12 protein-coding genes, 1 tRNA gene and 1 pseudogene are annotated in these 18,598 nt (G+C 41.0%); 4 read left to right on the top strand and 10 right to left on the bottom strand.

All coding sequences use genetic code 11. From position 1 onward, the window contains the following. Nucleotides 1-142: 142 nt before the first annotated feature. Nucleotides 143-1,762 (bottom strand): iron uptake porin, encoded by a 1,620-nt coding sequence (locus tag V7K48_RS32380; RefSeq protein ID WP_335079050.1) that lies wholly within the window; start codon nt 1,760-1,762, stop codon nt 143-145. 403 nt (nt 1,763-2,165) lie between these two features. Between V7K48_RS32380 and V7K48_RS32375 the strand changes: the two genes are divergently transcribed. The 4 genes from V7K48_RS32375 (at nt 2,166) to V7K48_RS32360 (ending at nt 4,977) form a co-directional block, all read left to right on the top strand. Continuing rightward, nucleotides 2,166-3,107 (top strand): metal ABC transporter substrate-binding protein, encoded by a 942-nt coding sequence (locus tag V7K48_RS32375; protein ID WP_335079190.1) that lies wholly within the window; start codon nt 2,166-2,168, stop codon nt 3,105-3,107. Between the two features lie 58 nt (nt 3,108-3,165). Then, a complete protein-coding gene (locus tag V7K48_RS32370; protein WP_335079048.1) occupies nt 3,166-3,942 on the top strand; it encodes a metal ABC transporter ATP-binding protein in 777 nt (258 codons plus the stop codon). 18 nt (nt 3,943-3,960) lie between these two features. Then, nucleotides 3,961-4,830, top strand: a complete 870-nt coding sequence (locus V7K48_RS32365) for a metal ABC transporter permease (protein WP_335079188.1) — start codon at nt 3,961-3,963, stop codon at nt 4,828-4,830. 74 nt (nt 4,831-4,904) lie between these two features. Further along, nucleotides 4,905-4,977: transfer RNA gene (locus V7K48_RS32360), tRNA-Phe, on the top strand. 512 nt (nt 4,978-5,489) lie between these two features. On the opposite strand, the gene V7K48_RS32355 is transcribed toward V7K48_RS32360, so the two are convergent. The 9 genes and pseudogenes from V7K48_RS32355 to V7K48_RS32315 form a co-directional block, all read right to left on the bottom strand. Beyond that, nucleotides 5,490-5,924, bottom strand: coding sequence for a hypothetical protein (locus tag V7K48_RS32355; protein ID WP_335079046.1), 435 nt, complete (start codon nt 5,922-5,924; stop codon nt 5,490-5,492). Between the two features lie 175 nt (nt 5,925-6,099). After that, nucleotides 6,100-7,296 carry a hypothetical protein gene (locus V7K48_RS32350; RefSeq protein WP_335079044.1) on the bottom strand — a complete coding sequence of 399 codons (1,197 nt, stop codon included), beginning with the start codon at nt 7,294-7,296 and terminating at the stop codon, nt 6,100-6,102. Between the two features lie 47 nt (nt 7,297-7,343). Further along, nucleotides 7,344-11,369, bottom strand: a complete 4,026-nt coding sequence (locus tag V7K48_RS32345) for an SAV_2336 N-terminal domain-related protein (protein WP_335079041.1) — start codon at nt 11,367-11,369, stop codon at nt 7,344-7,346. Continuing rightward, entirely contained in the window at nt 11,366-12,412 is a 1,047-nt protein-coding gene (locus V7K48_RS32340) for an AAA family ATPase (protein WP_335079039.1), read from the bottom strand. Before V7K48_RS32340 ends, V7K48_RS32345 begins: the two co-directional genes overlap by 4 nt. A 21-nt stretch (nt 12,413-12,433) precedes the next feature. Further along, entirely contained in the window at nt 12,434-14,281 is a 1,848-nt protein-coding gene (locus tag V7K48_RS32335; protein ID WP_335079037.1) for a VMAP-C domain-containing protein, read from the bottom strand. A 211-nt stretch (nt 14,282-14,492) separates the two neighbouring features. Then, on the bottom strand, nt 14,493-15,470 hold the full coding sequence (locus tag V7K48_RS32330) for a caspase family protein (protein WP_335079035.1): 978 nt from the start codon (nt 15,468-15,470) through the stop codon (nt 14,493-14,495). A gap of 234 nt (nt 15,471-15,704) precedes the next feature. Continuing rightward, nucleotides 15,705-15,875, bottom strand: coding sequence for a hypothetical protein (locus V7K48_RS32325; protein WP_335079033.1), 171 nt, complete (start codon nt 15,873-15,875; stop codon nt 15,705-15,707). A 424-nt stretch (nt 15,876-16,299) separates the two neighbouring features. After that, nucleotides 16,300-18,027 (bottom strand): Rqc2 family fibronectin-binding protein, encoded by a 1,728-nt coding sequence (locus tag V7K48_RS32320; protein WP_335079031.1) that lies wholly within the window; start codon nt 18,025-18,027, stop codon nt 16,300-16,302. Between the two features lie 178 nt (nt 18,028-18,205). After that, a pseudogene (locus tag V7K48_RS32315) lies at nt 18,206-18,301 on the bottom strand (IS5/IS1182 family transposase); the annotation flags it as partial. Between the last annotated feature and the right edge of the window lie 297 nt (nt 18,302-18,598).

The raw sequence follows: 18,598 nt of genomic DNA, 5'->3' as shown, positions 1-18,598 counted from the left end.
TTCCACTGTCTGAAAAACTAACAATGTCGTTCTCCTATTAAGATATAAAACCCAGCATAAATGCTGGGTTTTTATTTTGAGATCATCCCAAAAATCGAAGACGCAAAGAATTAATTTGCGTCTTCAGCTAAGATTGTGAAAATTAGAAAGTGAATGTGGTTCTGACTGTACCAATGACGATATCATCGTTGTCATTGTTATGATCTGGCCCTGTTAGCCAGATAACTCCTGGGGTAATACTGATATTGTCACTCAGCTTATATTGATAGAAACCTTCAATGTGATATGAAGTGTCTGGATCTTTGTTGATACCTGCATTGCTGAGAGAATTGCTCACACTGGTAACTCTAGGTTCCATACCCACAATAATGCCTGCAATGTTACCTGTTTTACCAAGATCCGGGAAAGCCAGAGTGACGGCATAGTTCCAGATGTCAGCATCACCAACTGAAAGGACGCGAGCTTTGGTCAAACCAGCCCAACCGCCAATCACGAATTTTGAGCTAGGTTGAAAGGATGCTTCAATACCGTAGGAGTTGCTAGAAGCATTCTGCAATATGTTGTCATTAGCGTTATTGCTACCACCACTACCATTGGCAAAAAAAGTATTTTTGTAGGCGTTAATGTAAGTCAAACCAAGGGTAATTTGCTTGCTAGGCTTAACAGTTAACTGCCCCATAGCACCATAAGCACCGTTGAACAGTCCAGAGCCTAGCTGAGGGTTAGCAGCATCATTCGCTAAATACCCGAAGCTTAGTTCCAGCTGATCACTAAACTCGTGTTTGACTCCTATACCAGTACCATTGACTAGATAATAAATTGGGTTGCGAGTCCCAAAATGGGAAAGGGCACCGCTACCACCGTCTCCATCTAGGTAGGGGTTGACTGTGTTAGTGAAATCATCAATTGCACCTGCATTTGCTTCTAGGATGATGTCTGTTTTATCACCGAGAGGGAACTGATACAACAGTGCGTCTATCACAACTCCATTACCGTTGTTACCACCAGCAAATCGGAAGTCTCCTTCTGGTGTAAAGGTGGCAGTCTGAGAGAAGGGGTCTAGGTTTGTTGCCTGAAGTCGTGTTCTGAGTAAATCTTTACCAGTAAAACTGGTGTCGAGGTTCAGACGTATCCGATCTGCAAGGACAGTATTTTGGTTAACTTTTTGACCATTAACTGTATTTCCACTTATGACATCCGCGATCGCTATTACCACTTCCCCATTCAGTTTGGTTGTGGTTGAAAACTGATTCGCCTCCAATTCAGCACTGCGTGCTTCTACTGTATCTACACGACCTCGGAGTGTCGCCAGTTCTGCTGAAAAATCTTCTTGCAGCTTTTGTAATGTGGCTAAATCTTGTTTGTTAACTAAATCACCAGTGGCTGTAGCAATAAGTTCGTTAACGCGATCAAGACAAGCATTCAAACCAGCAGCAAACTCATATCGCGTTAATGCCCGATTACCGCGATAAGTGCTATTTGGGTATCCTGCAATACAGCCATAGCGCTCAACCAAGGACTGCAATGCTTGGAATGCCCAGTCAGTGGGTTGTACGTCGGAAAATTGAGACACGGAGGTAACTTGCGCCATTGTCTGATCTGGCGTTATGTTCGTAGCTCTTGTGTCTGGATTAGCTAAAACTTGCGGTTGATTAATTTCAGACGTGTTAGATATTTCACCTGCAAATGCAGCAGTATTCAAAAATAGCATTACACCGCAGATTGCTGGACTAATTAGCAGATATTTACAGAATTTTTGCATTTTTCTCCTCACACTGATCTCCAATTCACACCCAAACCACGTTTTTTTAAACGTCTGTCTTATGAAAATCTTTGTCAGTAATTCTATCAGAATTAAGCAAATTTTTTAATAAAAAAAGTCAAAAAATCTTAATTATTCAGGAAAAACTAAATTGCATAGGCTGTACCATCTGAAAAAGTTTTATTGTTACTCATTACCAAGAAACCCAAAATGATATTATGTATCTTGAATGAGAATGAGAATTATTATAGTCTAAAATTTAGAATAGGTTTCATTGTCAATAAGAATTGTGACAAAGGCAGACTTGCATCCGTTTTCAGGAGAAAACACAGTGATTGTAAATTGCAGAGGACTTAGAACAGGCAGACAAAGAAACGGCATCTTGCCCATAATTGCTCTGCTAATGTTGTCAATGGCTAATGGCTGTAGCCAATCGAATAGGAATCAGGGAAAAACTTTCCAACAGTTGCCACAAACACAGAAAGCTGCACCTATCCCACAGGCGCAGTCGGGAAAAACTAAAGTAGTGACGACATTTTTGCCGATATATTTGTTTACTAAGGCAGTAGCTCTTAATGTCGCAGATGTAGAAATTCTAGTGCCACCTGGTACGGAGGTACATGAATATCAAGCGACACCCGAAAATGTCAAAGCGATCGCTACTGCCAATGTGTTAGTCAAAAATGGTTTAGGTTTGGAGGAATTTCTGGAAAATACTGTCAAAAATGCCCAAAATCCCAAATTAACTGAAATTGATGCTAGTAAAGGTATTAAACCCTTAAATGAAATTTCACCTGTTGTGAAAACGGTGCAACAGGAAAAAGACCACGAACATGCCCAAGGTAATCCTCACGTTTGGTTAGATCCAGTTTTAGCAAAACAGCAGATAACTAATATTCGGGATGGATTAATTGCTGCCGACCCCGCGAACAAAGCTACTTATGAGGCCAATGCTGCGGCTTATATTAAAAAATTAGAAAGTTTAAACAGTGAATTTCAGCAGACTTTGCAGAAAACTCCTAGTTGCACCTTTATTACCTTTCATGATGCGTTTCCATATTTAGCTAAACGCTATAACCTCAAGCAAGTTGCTGTGGTACAAATTCCCGAAGACCAGCTTTCACCAACGGATGTGCAAAATGCAGTCAATGCCGTGAAAAAGTACAAAGTTAAAGCTTTATTTAGTGAACCAGGAGTAGATAACAAACTACTAACGAGCCTTTCCAAAGACTTGAAGTTAACTTTGCGTACTCTGGATTCTCTGGAAACTGGCGAAACAGATCCGCAACATTATTTTCAGGCGATGAAAGCTAACTTGCAAACTCTAGAAACGGCATGTAAATAAGTTAGTAGTTAGGAATTAAAACCATGAATCATAATTTATCAACCATTATTTTTAAATAATGAATAAAGAGATTGCTATTTTGAAAGTAGAAGGATTAACTGTCTATCAAGGCAGCTATCTAGCTGTTCGAGATGTTTCCTTTGAATTGTTGCCAGGAACAGATACAGCCATAGTTGGCCCCAATGGTGCTGGTAAAAGTACCCTGGTAAAAGCGGTTTTAGATTTGATACCTCGAAGTGCTGGTACGATTGAAATCTTGGATCGTCCAATTGCAAACCTGGGGCGTTTACGTCATATGTTGGGTTATATGCCGCAAAACTTCATCTTTGACCGCAGCTTTCCCATTTCTGTTAGTGAATTGGTGGGACTGGGATGGGCTAAGGAAGGGAAAAAAAAGAATTCATTTTTCTCAAGGTTGTGGAAACAAGATAGAGAAAAATCGGCAGCAGTAATAGAAGCTTTACGGCGAACCGATGCTTATCATTTACAGCATCAAGCTATTGGTACTCTTAGCGGTGGTCAACTCAAGCGGGTTTTATTGGCTTATTGTTTGGTAATGCCTCGGAAACTCTTGGTACTAGATGAAGCTTTTGCTGGTGTTGATGTGCAAGGTGCAGCAGATTTTTATGCTTTGCTAAATGAATTAAAGCGGGAAGAGGATTGGACGGTATTGCAAGTTTCTCATGATATTGATATGGTAAATCGCCATTGCGATCGCGTGCTTTGTCTTAACCAAAGCATTGTTTGTACTGGTAAGCCGGAAATTGCCCTTTCACCGCAAAACCTGTTAGCAACCTACGGGCCAGGTTTCAGTCGCTACCAGCACCAACATTAAACATTAATGCCCATAAGTATGAATTTCTTCAATGATTGTCAGATAGCTTGGGTTGCGATCGCCAATAGTAATGACTTGGTAAGCTTGTTACAATTCCCCTTTATGCAGCGGGCGATCGCAGGTGCTGTATTAATGGGAATACTTGGCGGTATGTTGGGCAGTTTTGTCACCTTGCGCCAGTTATCTTTTTTCAGCCATGCGGTTGGTCATGCAGCATTAGTAGGTGTGGCATTAGGTGTGCTGCTACAAATAAATCCGACTTGGATGCTGTTACCTTTTACCTTAGTTTTTGGCGTTATTGTCCTTTACTTTATCGACAAAACCGACTTAGCTAGCGATAGCGTCCTTAGCATAGTGCTATCTGGGGCATTAGCGATCGGTGTAATTCTCACTAGCCTGATTAAAGGATATCGTGGCAACTTGATGGCGGTGCTGTTCGGTGATATTCTGGCGATCGATGCCACAGACTTGATTTTGACGCTGCTAGTACTTGTGGGAGGTAGCATATTTTTACTATCAACCCTGCAGCAGCAAATTTTATTGACCCTTAACCCCGATGTCGCGCAAGTTCAAGGTATTCCCGTCCAATTGTACCGCTATGTGTTTGTGGTCTTGCTTTCACTCGCCGTTGCTGTAGCAATTAAAGCTGTGGGCGTTTTACTGGTGAACGCCTTTTTGGTTATTCCCGCCTCTACTGCCAAACTGATCAGTCACCACTTTAGCCGCTTTCTAGTCATATCAGTGATAGTTGGTTCCATCAGCAGCATTGCTGGCATCATTGTGTCAGGTATTTTTAACCTTGCTTCTGGCCCGAGTATTGTTCTTGTCCAGTTTCTGTTATTTGTAGCCGTTTTCATCTGGTTCAAGTTGAGGTTGAAAGCTGCATGAATATTTCTCTCCAAGGCCTTGCTATATTCTTGGATGTTTGCTACATTGATTAATCGTGGCTCACAAAAGCCCCAGCCGGGATAGCTCAGTTGGTAGAGCAGAGGACTGAAAATCCTCGTGTCACCGGTTCAAGTCCGGTTCCTGGCATCCTTTACAGCGAAAAACATCACTTGCATAAGGCATAAACTGGCATAAAGCTGACATAAAAGAAAAGACTTATATCCAACATAATTGGTAGGAAGCCTACAAGGCAGAAAAAAAACTTGTTACCATAACCTTTACCCAGTAAGGCTGACAAAAGAAAAGTCTCTTTTGTGTTATAGACGCCTATCATCCAAGCAATGCAAAAAATAAAAGATGCTGGTGTAGCTGGTTTGGTGTACTTCCCCGACTATGATGCCACAGGTTATAAACAGGATTCTATCAGTTCGTTTTGTTATAAAACAGTCCAAGCTAGTTAAATAGCAAATTCAACAGTTAAGTTTTGGATGCTTTTATCTGTGCGGCTTCAATGGCTACGCTGAAATGGATAAAAATTTTCTATCTTGAATTACAAAGATTGATGTGCAGACAAAACATTGGGCTTTAACCAAGTAGGCGATCGCAATGGTGCTAAAGTCTTGAAAAACCGTTATATTCTGTTGACTTCATTAGCCCAATCAATCCCATGATCGCGTTAACGGAGCAATTCGTATATCTGGATCAATCTCAAGCACGGTGATTTTAGCATTCTCCACCACTGTATTTCCCATAATCGTATTGTGCATTGCCTCAAACTTCGATTCTTCTTCAGCAATGCGCTCGTAATGCAAAATTACATGGTAATGCTTGGCAATTGGTTCTCCAGAGTTTGATCGCTCCACTGTGTCCCAGTCTATATTTTGTTGTTCTTCCGCCATCCGACGATAGTCATCGGCTAACTGCTCTAAGGCGATCGCGATCGCATGTTCCTTTGTTTGACCGTAGCACTGGATATGCTCTTTGGGAAAATCACTCAGAGACGGTGACATCTGACAAATATACTGTCCATTGTCTTGAGGCAGCACTGCGATCGTAATGGTTCCAGTAATGCGATCGGGGTTCATGTCAGTCATATTAACTGCGCTGAAAAATTTAGGAGAATATGCTTATGGTTAAATTGTAAGTGATGTTTAATTTTTCAGGAGTGGTGATTTTGATTATGGTTCAAGCGGTAAATTTTTCTCTAAGTTTAGATGGCGATCGCACCTAAGTCGCTTTCTTCTATAACTATTGTAAGGTTGCCTGATTTTATCGTTTCCAAACTTTAATCGTCTGATCTCTTCCTCCACTAATTAATGTTTCTCCATCTGGACTAAATGCGATCGATGTCACACCTCTGCGATGTCGTTCTGGAAAAATTTGTAATTCGTTTTCAGGAATTTTCCACTCTACAATTGTTTCATCATTACTTCCGCTCACTAAAGTTTTACCGTCTGGACTAAATACAAGACAAGTAACGGCATCTGAATGTTGTTGGAGAGTCTGAGGGATTTCTCCAGTATTTAAATACCAAAGTTTAATCTTATTGTCATTGCTGCCACTAGCCAATATTTCTCCATCTGGGCTAAATGCTAGCGTATAAACAGCATCTCGATGTGGTGAAAGTGTACCTAAACATCTTTTACTATCTATATCCCATAGTTTGATGGTTTTATCGTAACTACAACTAGCAAGAATTCGTCCATTTTTTGGATTAAAAACAACACAGGTTACTTTATCAGAATGCCCAGATAATTTAGCGATTTCTTTGCCGCTTTCTACATCCCACAATTTAATATCCTGGTTATCATTGGCGGCTAAAATTTTGCCATTAGGACTAAAGGTGATTGAGTCAAAACCGAAAACATCTAAAAAATTACTAAAAAGAGTTTTACCAAATGAATGAAGCACATTTGATGTACTTAACCACCAAATATTTATTTGATAGGCTCTACAGGCAGCAATTAGTTGACCATCTGGACTAATTGCTACAGAGGTAAACCATAAATCAAAAATACCTGTTGGAGAAAATGGAACAGAAATTTCTTGTAGTATTTCCCGTGTGTTTGTCTGCCAACGTTTAATAACTTGATTGCCACCACTAATAAAATATTCTTGATGATGATTAGGATTAAAAGCTAACTTTAATCCATAGCGCATGACAGATTGTTGGGAAACATCAGTTAAATTTTTGGCTAATGTATCTATGATGCCAATTCCAGTAGATTGAGTATAATCATTCTCAGTTGAACTAGCTACACATCGCCAACTGACTTTTTGAATAGCTTTAACTAAAGCTTGGATCGCTTGTTCATCCCACTGTTGATAAATGCGATCGCCTATGTAGATTAGATTGACCCACTCCCCCGCACGAATGACGAGGGATTCTGGGTTCAAGTAGCGATTGCAGATATAACCCGTCTTAACTCGCCTTGCCCAATGGACAACTAAACTGTACTTCAACAAACTCTATGAAGTAGCGTAGTCGAATAGAATAAAGTTCATCCAATAAATTAATACTCATCCACAAACTGAGGATGAACCCAGAGAAATTCGCGCCGTCGATTCTGCACCCGCACCAAACCACCAAAACTAGGGTCTTTTCCTTTCAGAAGGGCGTGTAATTCTCGTAAGATAGAGCCTTGGGCGCGGATTGCATCGCCTTCCAACAAAGAAGATTCACTCTTAGACTTTCCAGCCAAAGCGATATCGCTTCCTTTCAAGAAAGACTCGGTAGTTTTCTGTCCCAGATCGAGTTGTTCTTCAATGCCTTTGTATAAAGTGTCATCAAGCATCAACTTGGTTGCGGAAGCTGCCACAGGTAAGACTAGGCTGAGAGTTGTCGTCAACAGTTTGAGAAAGGGGGCTGCTTTGGTGAACCACTCGCGGGGCAAATCTAATTCATAGACTCCTTTCTTTTGATCGTCGGGATTTAAGGCTGGAAGTGGTAGACGGGCGTGTTCGCACCAGAGGGTGAGTTGAAACTTGGCCCTGAGCCATTTGCGGCTATCAAAAAATTTCGGATCTATAGGCTTAAAGCTGAACAGGCGCGGTCCGTCTTTGGCTTCATCGGTGAGCATCTGCATTAGTTCTGCAAACTGCTGATCGACTTGGCTTAAAATTATGCGCTGCTCCTGAGTTAATTTCTGAAAGTGTTCTTCATCTGGACGATCCAAGATAACCAAATCTCGGCGAATGACCTTTAACTCCTCTTTCACAATACCTCGGAACTGCTCAATGCCAATTTCTTGAGATGGAGGTTGAGCAGTCGGCGCGTTACTCAAAAGTTGATCGATGTTTTGCCATTCACCACACCCTGAAACAGGACATGGGAACTCATGACGATTCTTCTTTTTGCTCTCAATTAATTTCTGTACTTCAAATAGCGCGTTTCCAGGCGCATTTGTACCGCAAGGTGCAATGCAGGGAACCATGACGTTACAACGCAACCCTTCCCAGAAATTCTCGACTAGCCATTTAATCTCTTCTGTGAGATAGGATAGGAACCTTTCAGGAAAAGCTGCCCGCACCGTGATTTTTACATCTGTGCTAACATACTCCAGCAATGCCCGACCGTTGTAGTCATTGTCAAGCATTAAGCCCCGTTGCCAATGGATGCTGTCTTCGTAATTTGTCCGCCCCAGTGAGTATTTGTACAACCGAGTAATTAACTGGTAAAACAAGCCTTCTGCGACTGCAAACTGTCCGCGACTGTCCACAATGCGGCAGATTTGTATCTGTTGCCTGTCTCCAGTTTCCGGTTGCTCTCCCCATTTGGGCAATAGCTCCGGGCGTGTGTCGGGAACAAGTTGAGCAATCAGGCTGGTATTGCTAGGTTCTGCCGAATCGAATACCACTTTGTAGGACAGATCAAAGCGTTCCATCAGCCGCAGAAAGATTGGATGCAATTCTTTCGGGTAGCCTTCTTCGCCTGCAAATGGGGGATGGCTCCACAACTGGCTGAGATGCTCAAATTCCACCAAACCGTTGCGTTTGCGTGTCATTTCATCATCTAGCACGAAGCTGATCGCCTTTGCCAACCAGTCGGGTTTGAGGATGACGATATCACGTAGTGTTAGGTCGTAATGGTAATGGATGAAATGCCCTAGTATATGGGAGATGCGAAGGAACAGTTCTGCTTGCTCCTCATCGATTCCCTGTTCGGCGCAGATGGCAATGACATCATCATACGGGAGATAGGCTTTGTCACTTGTCTGTAAGGTTTCCCGCACTCGCTGCCACTTTGCTGGAACAGAACGCCCCATTTCGGGAAGAGATGTAGCGACACGAGCAATAGCTTCTTTTAATTCTGCAATCCCGGTGCAATGGGTCGTATCCTTGTTGGGTTTGCTGTCTACATGGAAGAAATCGATTACCGTATCTTTGCCGAATTGATCTAGAATTTCTTGTCTGTCAATGTCCGGTTGTCGCTGTCCAGGGCTGCCGTGAGTTGCGACAACCAACACCTTTGCATCCGGTTCTCGATTTTTGATTAGCGTAATCCACTCTTTGACAAAACCTTGCTGATAATCAAGTCCTTCCCGTGGCTTCCATACCACTAGATACACGGCTGGAGCGCTGAAAAACAACTGGTGCATCGGTCGATAAACCTGTTGACCGCCAAAATCCCAACCATTCAACGTGATTTCTGTGCCACTGTTGGGATCGGTAACAATTACAGGTTTAATTTCAATACCGTAAGTTGTGGAGCGACCATCTACCCATTGATCTCCCCGCAATGCTCCTAGTAAACAACTTTTACCTGTTCCACCTTCACCAACTATGATCAGCTTGGCTTCGTTGACTGTCACCTGCTCCTCTAGCTTCGGTTGTACATTGTGCAAAAATGAATTATTTATATACAAATTTTTATCAAACTCAGAATCATGTAATTCCAATTCCTCAGCAACCTTTATAAACTCCCCACCTAAACACCTCAAAACCTGAGCCGTAACTGTCGCAAAATAGCCTAATTCTTTAGCAATATCACTTTGCGGATTTCTTAAAACAGCGGCAAAAGTCTCCAGCGATAATCCCACTTTTTCCGCCACATATTTCGATACCCCATCCACTATATTTAACACATACTTTGAAGGAACAGAATCAACTAATAACTCGCGTACCCCATCTATAAACTCGTATTGAACATAATCAGGATTGGTATCTGCATTTATCTCAGATAAAGGCTTTAATAATCCGCCTAAAAATACCTCAGCCACATGAATTTGTTGAGAGTCTTTTAACAGTGTTTCCCGAATTAATGGTGTTTCCCGAATTAATCGCACAATTGGCAGACTAATCACAGGAGCAGAAGCTAATAATCCTGCCAATTTTCGTGCCATTGGTGAAGCCGTCACTCGAAACGCCTGTACACGCTGTTCTGCACTCAAATCACCATGAACAACATTAAATAACCCACTTTCTTTTTGAACGGGAGTTGTATCTAACTTAAATACATATCCCAATGTCCAAATACTGCCCTTACCCGACACCATTTGCGCCCAAGTAACTACCTTATTTGCTTCTAATGTAAATACAGGGACTTTAACCCCCCTTTCCTCCTCCAGTTCATCCCACAATGACACTTCCTTGGCGATTAATTTCTGGTTAAACACCCCAGGAGTTAGTCCCCGCAACCGCACTTCTGAGGCTCTACCTAAAGCGGTTCTTTTCCACAGCCACTTAGGAAGCATCTGGACAATTGCCATTGACCCTTGTTTTGCCCAGAGTTCTAATACAGGTGTAACCTCTCCATTACGCCACAGAGATGATACACAATCACTGACCACCAACACCAAACGCCGACCACTGGGGTCAATTAATTCCTTGGGACTACGGGGAGTTTGATTTTTAGCAGTTGCACCAATACCCCGACGAATCTGCACTTGTTCGTTTTCATTCGTAATCAGTCCCCAGACCCGCACATCTCGAAAAATTCCATAGTTTTTCAGCAGTCGTTCTAATTCCCTAATGGTGTGTCTCCAAATTTGCATGGAGATTGCTTCATCAACCACTAATTCCAAATCTAACCAAGGTTCTACTGTAGGTCTAAGTACAGGTATCCAAAGCCCTTCATCTGCAATTCGTTGGATAGTAGCGGCTTCATCTAAGACCAATTCTCTTCCAGAGGGAATACGACGCATTAAGGGTTTTAACGCCCGTGCTAAGGTTAACGGTTCACGTAAAGAAGGAGCATCAGGGACTTTAAAGGATAAATCTAAAGATTTTGAGGTATGTTGTTGATGTCGGGGGTAAATGCCCGCTTTTGGTTCCTCTGGTGACGGAGTTGGTGTTTCTCCTAACTCGGAAGTTTTTGGCAATGTTCCTTGCTGTGACTGACTTTCCTGCTTGTTAATCCCTCTCTCGTCTTCTTTGTTCAGGGGAAAACCAGAGGAGACTGACTCAGCTTGAAATTCCTGTATTTGAAGTGCCAGCCAAATTGTATCAGCAATTTCTTCGGCTGACATTTCTACTTTTTCACTCAATGTAGTAGAGATTTTTACTTCTTTACTCAATGCAGTAATTAACTGGTCAATCATCTGTCCTCCGCACTGGTTAAGTATTTCAGCAATACTTCAATCAGGTCTTTTTCTTCTGCTTTTTCTGGTTTAAACTCACGAGTGACCATATAAATGGCATTCAGCAGTTGATCCGTTGCTATATCCCCACTTTCTCGCAATGTTCTAAATTTTTCAATTAATTGATTAATTTTCCCCTCATCTTTCGTTACCACATCTTTTTCTAAATGTGCTTTCACAATTTCCTTCAAAGCCGTAGCATCAGGTTCATAGGGCATATTTAATCTTAAACAACGCCTCAGAAAAGCTGGCGGAAAATCTCGCTCCCCGTTGTTGGTTAACAAAATAAAAGGGAAATTCTGACAGCGCACTCGACCTTCTTTAATGGGGACATCTATCCCATCATAGGTACGAACTTCTACCTGATTCGCTTCTTTAGAAATACGTGCTAATTCTGGTATCTTAAATTCCCCTTCCTCAAACAAATTGAGTAAATCATTAGGTAAATTAATATCACTTTTGTCTATTTCATCAATCAGCAACACACGAGGACGACGGGAAGGAAGAAAGGCTGTACCTAATGGGCCCAGTTGTATGTAGCAACCAATATCCTTACTTTTATCACCCATCTGCACATCTTGCAGACGGGCGATCGCATCATAACGATATAATCCTTCCTGTAAGGTTGAACGAGCGGTAATATACCAAGGTAACACCGCCCCTAGTTTTAGTTCATAAGCCACAGCATAAGCCAAAGACGTTTTACCTGTCCCCGGTTTTCCTGTTACTAACAAAGGTCGTCTTAAATACAGAGCTGCATTGACCATATTAATAACACTATTTCTGTCATTATTTTTATCAGTATGGATACGAAAACTTTTACCCCGTTCCTCATTTCTTGCATTCTGCTCTAACCCCTCACATAAATTTTGCCAGCGTTGCTCAATTTGTTCAACTATTTCATCATCTGTATCTAGAAATTTACGCCAACTTGGGGGAGGAGGAAGTTGATTAATATTATCATGCGGTTTACTATTGCCTTGAAAAATTTTCCAATCAGTCATGTTTTTAATTTAAATTATTTGTTATTGTCCAGGTGTTTTTAATTCCAGCATGATATTAGGAGTAAGACGATAAGGATCTTCCCAAAGCAGAGCTAAATGAAAACCTAAATGTTCCTCAGTTTGAGCATCAGCTTTTTCTCTAGTTTGTTTAACTGATTCATACAAATGATATAATGGGTTCAAAGTTAATATTTCATTTATTGCAGTTACCTGATCCAAATTAGGAATATCACATCTTGTCCAAATAGCAATTGGTGTTGTTGCTGTTAAGATAGCTTTAAATAATTCCTTAGTTTTGGCTTTGGGGAGGGCACACGTTACCTTAAGTCCGATTTTTTCTTTTAAGTTACTTTTCAATGACTTCCAATTAAAAGTTTCCATCTCCTCAAGATGTGCAAATAGTTCTTGAATGGGTTTTTCATCTAAAACACTTTTAACCTTGTCCCAATACTTATACCATTCAGATAGATAAGAATCTAAATATTCAAGGTTCAAACGTTCTAGCGATCGCAGTCGAATTGGATACTTAATTCCAAAGGTTATTTCCTCTACTATTGGGTCATAAATTTTCCAGCGATCTATCTCTGTGCCAATCAAATCACTTGGTAAAAATACCTCAATAATTAGCTGATATTCTTTACCTCGAAGATGTCTGAGACCTGTCTTCAGAAATTTGTTCAGTTGTTTCGGTATGTCATTAAATTTACATAACGTTCCCTGTTGCTGTTCATCTTGATCAAGTAGTGATGTAAACTTAGATAGGTCGTTTCCTGGTACTGAGTCATCAATAATTAACCAAGCATTTAGTAAAAACTTTTCATTATCATCATTCCAACGTTCAAGGGTAGCGATTAAATAGGATTCAAGTCGTACTTTTTTGCCAGAGGGTATTTTAATAGGAGGACACGGTACACTACATATTAGATCTTGCTCAATTTTGTCTAAGTCTGTCTCTAATTGTGACAGTTGAGCTTGCTCAGATTGAATTTGTTGTTGTAACTGAAATTCAACGGCTGTATTTACCTCAATTGCATAATCCTTCCGCAGTAGCTTCAACTTGTTACTTCTTATATCCCACTCTTCCTGGAGCCTATGTTGTTGCTGTTCTAAACGTTGTCTTTGTGAGTCTGTTAAGCCTATAGAAGGATCTGGTTGGGTTTCTGGGAAGAGTTGAGCAGAGTTAAGGGAATTTTCAGACTCGCTCAGAGAATAAAAATCTGTTGAGGGTTTATTTTTGTAATCTTCTGGATGCTTTTTATCGGCTAAATTTTCAGTTAAATTTTTTAGTTTATGACGAATTGCAAAAGGAATCCTTTCATCTTGACTTAATAGTTCACAAAACTGTAACATTCGTCTAAATTCTTGAATTTCTTTGAGGATTTCTTCAATATTATTTCCCTGGAAATCCCACACACCAGCATCGGGAGGTAAAGCGTCTTGATAAGCTTGTTGAATACTTTCTTGAGGGATACTAGAAAAATCTGATTTGTTTAAGAATTCTTGATAAATACTGCCAGAACTACTATCTTTCGCCAGCAGTTGAATAAATGTACAATTTTCGTAAATATTACGTTTATCAATATCTCTTGCGGCTGCATCCCCATTCTGGGTATTTTGATGAATACCGCTTGTTTCTTGAATCACTTTAACTAAGGCTTCCATCGCTTCCTTATCCCACTGTTGATAAATGCGATCGCCTATATGTATCTCTTTCCCTTCGCCAATATTGACGTTATACTTACCCAGCTGCGATGCAACCTGGCGATCGCCAGCCAGAAGTTGCTGATGTAGAAATGTTATATCTTCATCGGTTTGTTGTCCATTTTCAACCCGATTCAGAATTTGCTTGAGGTGTTCATTAGGTGTCATCTGATACTTTTAATTAACTGGATTGTAATGGCAGTATTGAAAACTGCTTCAGCAAAACTTTCTCTGGATGCACTGGAATAAATGAGACTCCTTCTTTACTACCTCGAATCGCCAAACGTCTAATCAAGAGAAAAATATCAGGTTGGTACACATTTATTTTTAAGTTTTGAATCAGACGCTCTAAATGATTTACGGTACCCCTTCTTTCTAATTAACTTTTATGAATAACATCACCAATATGGAAGTTTTGGACATCACGAACTTCATTGATGTTGGTGATGTATCTACCGTACTGCTGAATATTTTTAGCTATTTGGTTAATTTTTTGAGTAGCTTGTGGCTGAATTTCCTCCCATCCTTTAGCAGGTAAACCTTTACCGCCTTGGAGTTTAGCAATCACAAAATCTCCTGCATCCACATCGAAGTGAGGAGTTTGTTCTGCGCTACATAAACGTAACGCACTTTCAGGTACAGCTTTGCTGAGGTGATTCATTAAGTTAGAAACCTTAACTTCTGTATTCCCAGTTAGATTAGCTGCACCCTGCAAAGCTTCAATAAAATGATATGTATAAATACTATTTGACTCATCTTTGATCCAGGACTGTTGCTCACCTTCTGATGACGTAAAAACAACTCTGCCTTTACCTTGTTTCAATTCATCAATGAATCCTTTGGAAGGAGCAACTCGTTCAAAATTATCAAACTCTTCTAAAAGTTCAACATCTGTTTCTTTAGAAGTTGCCATTCCTGCTGCATGACAACTATCAATCACCACTAACAAACGTTCAGAGCGAATTTGCCACAAAGCATCTGTAAATGTTTCTGCTGCAAGTGCTGAACTGGCAAGTTTAGTTGGTTTAATATCATGTTGCAGTAAATAATAACGGCTAGTAGTTTTATCCACCCAGCCATGTCCTGAGTAATAAATAAATATAGTCACACTTGGATCTGCGGTTGCTTTTTCCTTTAACCAATTCAGACCATCCAAAATGCCTTGCCGTGTTGCTTCCTGATTGTTCAATACTTGGATATGTTCTTTATTATCGGGATAGGCACACAGTTCAGGGTCAATTAAAGCAGCATAAATCATCTGAGTATCTTTGACGGTTACTGGCAAAGATAACTTATTATAAGCAGACTCACCAACACCAATTAACAAAGCATAACCGTGAGTAAATTTATCAGCCATTGATATTTAACCTTAATCCCATAAAGTGTTTACTGTTAAGCTATTTGTTTATTTCTCATATCTACTGACACGAAAAATTACATATTTATAATATAGGGTAGCAGAACTATTTTCCTTTTTGACGATCGCACCCATATCTGGTTTATAAATCCACTCACTCCAGTCAATTGCGGTTTCATCAGGAACCTAGACAGTAATATAGTTACTTTCTGCCAGGGAAGCTCCCAAGGCAGCCTAGTCAAAATCGAGACCGAGGTAAAACTTTTGTACAGCTACATTTTCGTAGCATTGCGCCAGTAACTTGACAACACCGAGAGTAATTTCAGTAAAGAGTGCGATCGCTGGTTGTGCAGTTGTTAATAGTTTAATGGGGAAGATTCTAAAGCGGCTAATTGGGATAAGCACTTTAAAAACAAAAAGACCAGCCTCCCACAGCTGGTCTCGAAAATCTTTTTTTTGCGTTGTCTTCTCAAGAGAGTTAAAACCCAATTGCGCGTTCCTAAAATGCAACGGGCAACTTTTCTTAACAATATTGTAACAGCCAACACAGATTTTTCTAGAATATTCATCAAAAAAAAGATATGAACAAAGCTTAAAAGCCTCTATCTATCAGGATAATTCAGTAGATCGCAGGGTTATAGATGGGGAAAGTTAGGAGGGTGGGGAGCAGGGGGAGAAATAACCAATACCCAATACAACTCTTGGAGAGGCTGCACCTTAAGCGTTGGCACAGCCTAAGAAGAGAAGCTATGCCGCAGGCTTTACGGCTTCTCTATAAGACACTCTTGCGTTCGCTCAGTACAAGTGCCCAATGTCCAATGCCCAATGACTAATGACTAATGACTATTTGTGGTTTTCCCCAAAGGATGCTCTCCTGCTTGTAAATTGCAATTCCCGGTTTTGCTCCTTTGGGTTTGTAGACGTGTTTTGGCTGAGTGTAAACTACTGGCACTTGCTCACTCTGACGGGCGCGACTGTAGTAGGCGGCAAGATTAGCTACAAATTGCAAATCAGCTTCTTCTGCTACAGCACCCGGTTCTAGACGTAGTAGCAGATGGCTCCCTGGAATTTCTTGAGCGTGGAACCATAGGTCATAATCCCCAGCTACACGAAAGGTCAATTGGTCATTCTGGCGATTGTTGCGACCGATTAATACTTCAAAGCCGCTGGGAGTAAGGTAACGATGAAAGTTGGTGCTGGGGACATCATTGGCGCTGCGGCTGCGGTATTCTGGATCTTCTAGATACTTTTGTCCAATCAACTCTTCGCGGATTTCTTCTAAAGTTCGCAAATCTTCTGCTGTTTGGTAGGTATCTATCTGAGCGATCGCAGCTTCTACTTGTTCTAAATACTCAATTTCTGTCTGCACTGACAACAGTAGCGGTTCGACAGCAGAACGAGCGCGTTTGAGCTTTTGGTGCTGTTTGTAAAGACTTTGGGCATTTTGAACGGCATTTTTATCTGGTTGGAGAGCGATCGCTACTGGCAAATTTGTATCAAAATCAGCAAGGATAATTTCCTTCATCCCCGGTTCCCAGTTTTGCAGGTGAGCCATCAATAAATCAGCTTTTTGTCGATACTCATCAGCTTGATCTGATTGCTGCAAGCGCGTCTTAAAGGTTTGAGCTTTATTCCGTAATTTCGCCAGAATATTATTCAATTTCTGACTCAACTGATGGCGTAATTGAGAAAATAGCTGTTGATTGATCTGGTTAGTATAGTAGCGGTTGAGTAACTCCTGGATATCTTTGACGTTTTCAACTGCACCCCAACCCATTACGGTGTAGCCATTTTTTGTCCAAGCGGGTTGAAATTTACTGTCATCCAAGGCTTGCAGCCATTCTTGCCAACGCTCAAACAGCCGTCGCCAGTCGTCGGAGTTGAGGCTATCGGTGGATGTTTCTGGTGCGATATTTGCTTCTAATAGCATTAATTCCAGTAGTGCCGCACTCAAGCCACTATAACTTTTCAGCAATTGCCGCTTGATTGCTCCTGGCACTAAACTTACCCGTTCTTGCCAACGTTGTTGGGATTCGCTCAAACTGGGGACAGTTCCAGTCAGTTTCGGGGGTGTTTCATAAGGTTGTCCGGTTTGGATGGGACGGACACTAGATTGTTGCTGACTGACTTGATGAGCAGCGGTGATAATTACATTGCTGGCATCGGTAAGAATGACGTTGCTATACTTGCCCATGATTTCTGCATAGACATGATATAGGGCGCTTTCTCCAGGACGACGGGCAAATTGCAAATCAATAACCCGCTCCCAAGGGGCGATCGCTTCAATAGCTACCAATGCCAAACCACCCAATTGGTGGATCAGTTGTTGACTAAAGGTAAAAGTATCTGGCGATCGCGGTGGCGGATCGCCAATACAAATATGTGCAGCTTGAGGATGCCAAGAAATCTCTAGCCAATCTCGCTGTTTCAGGGTGCGTAATGCCATAGTAATAGTGTAGCGATCGCGCTGGTAAACCTGTTCTAAGCGTGATGGTAGCCAGTTAGCGCTGATTTCGCTACAAGCAGCTGTGAGAGTGGTAAAGTCAACTGGTTGCAAAGCGATTAATTGTTAAAATTCAAATGGTAGCGATCGCTATGCTTTTATTTTTGTTTAGTCAAAGCATAGCAGACCTCAACTATCATAGCGGTTACTTGGTTTGGTGGTAGCTGCGAATCAAAAAACGCAGAAATCTATTATCTAAGAGAATGTTTTAAAAGTTGAAACCAGTCAAAAATCATGCCAGTCGTCTGACCATAATAGGAATTATGGCAATATAAATCAATGTCTTTGAGGTTTCAGGGAGGCGTTCATAATCCTTACTCAAACGCCGACATTATTCTCGCGTTTAAATTTTGGGGCAAATCTTGAAGACGCTGCGCGAACAAACCTTTTTAAATTTTGGATTTTGAATCTTCAATCCAAAATCCAAAATTTAAAATCTAAAATTCGGTGACTGAAGACTAAGAAAAGAAAATTATTGCTTACTTCCGAGTTACCCACTTACCATTATCTGTGACGCAAGAGAATTATTTAGTAACCAAAATTGATTGGCTGTTTTACTGTTGATTGCACTAATTCGGCTGTTGACTGCACTAGTTCTTTTGCTGTTGATTGCACTAATTCGGCT

The sequence above is a fragment of the Nostoc sp. genome, assembly GCF_036919615.1.
Classification (GTDB): domain Bacteria; phylum Cyanobacteriota; class Cyanobacteriia; order Cyanobacteriales; family Nostocaceae; genus Nostoc.
Note: the sequence above shows the minus strand (reverse complement) of the source record. Positions and strands in the feature narration are given on the sequence as shown.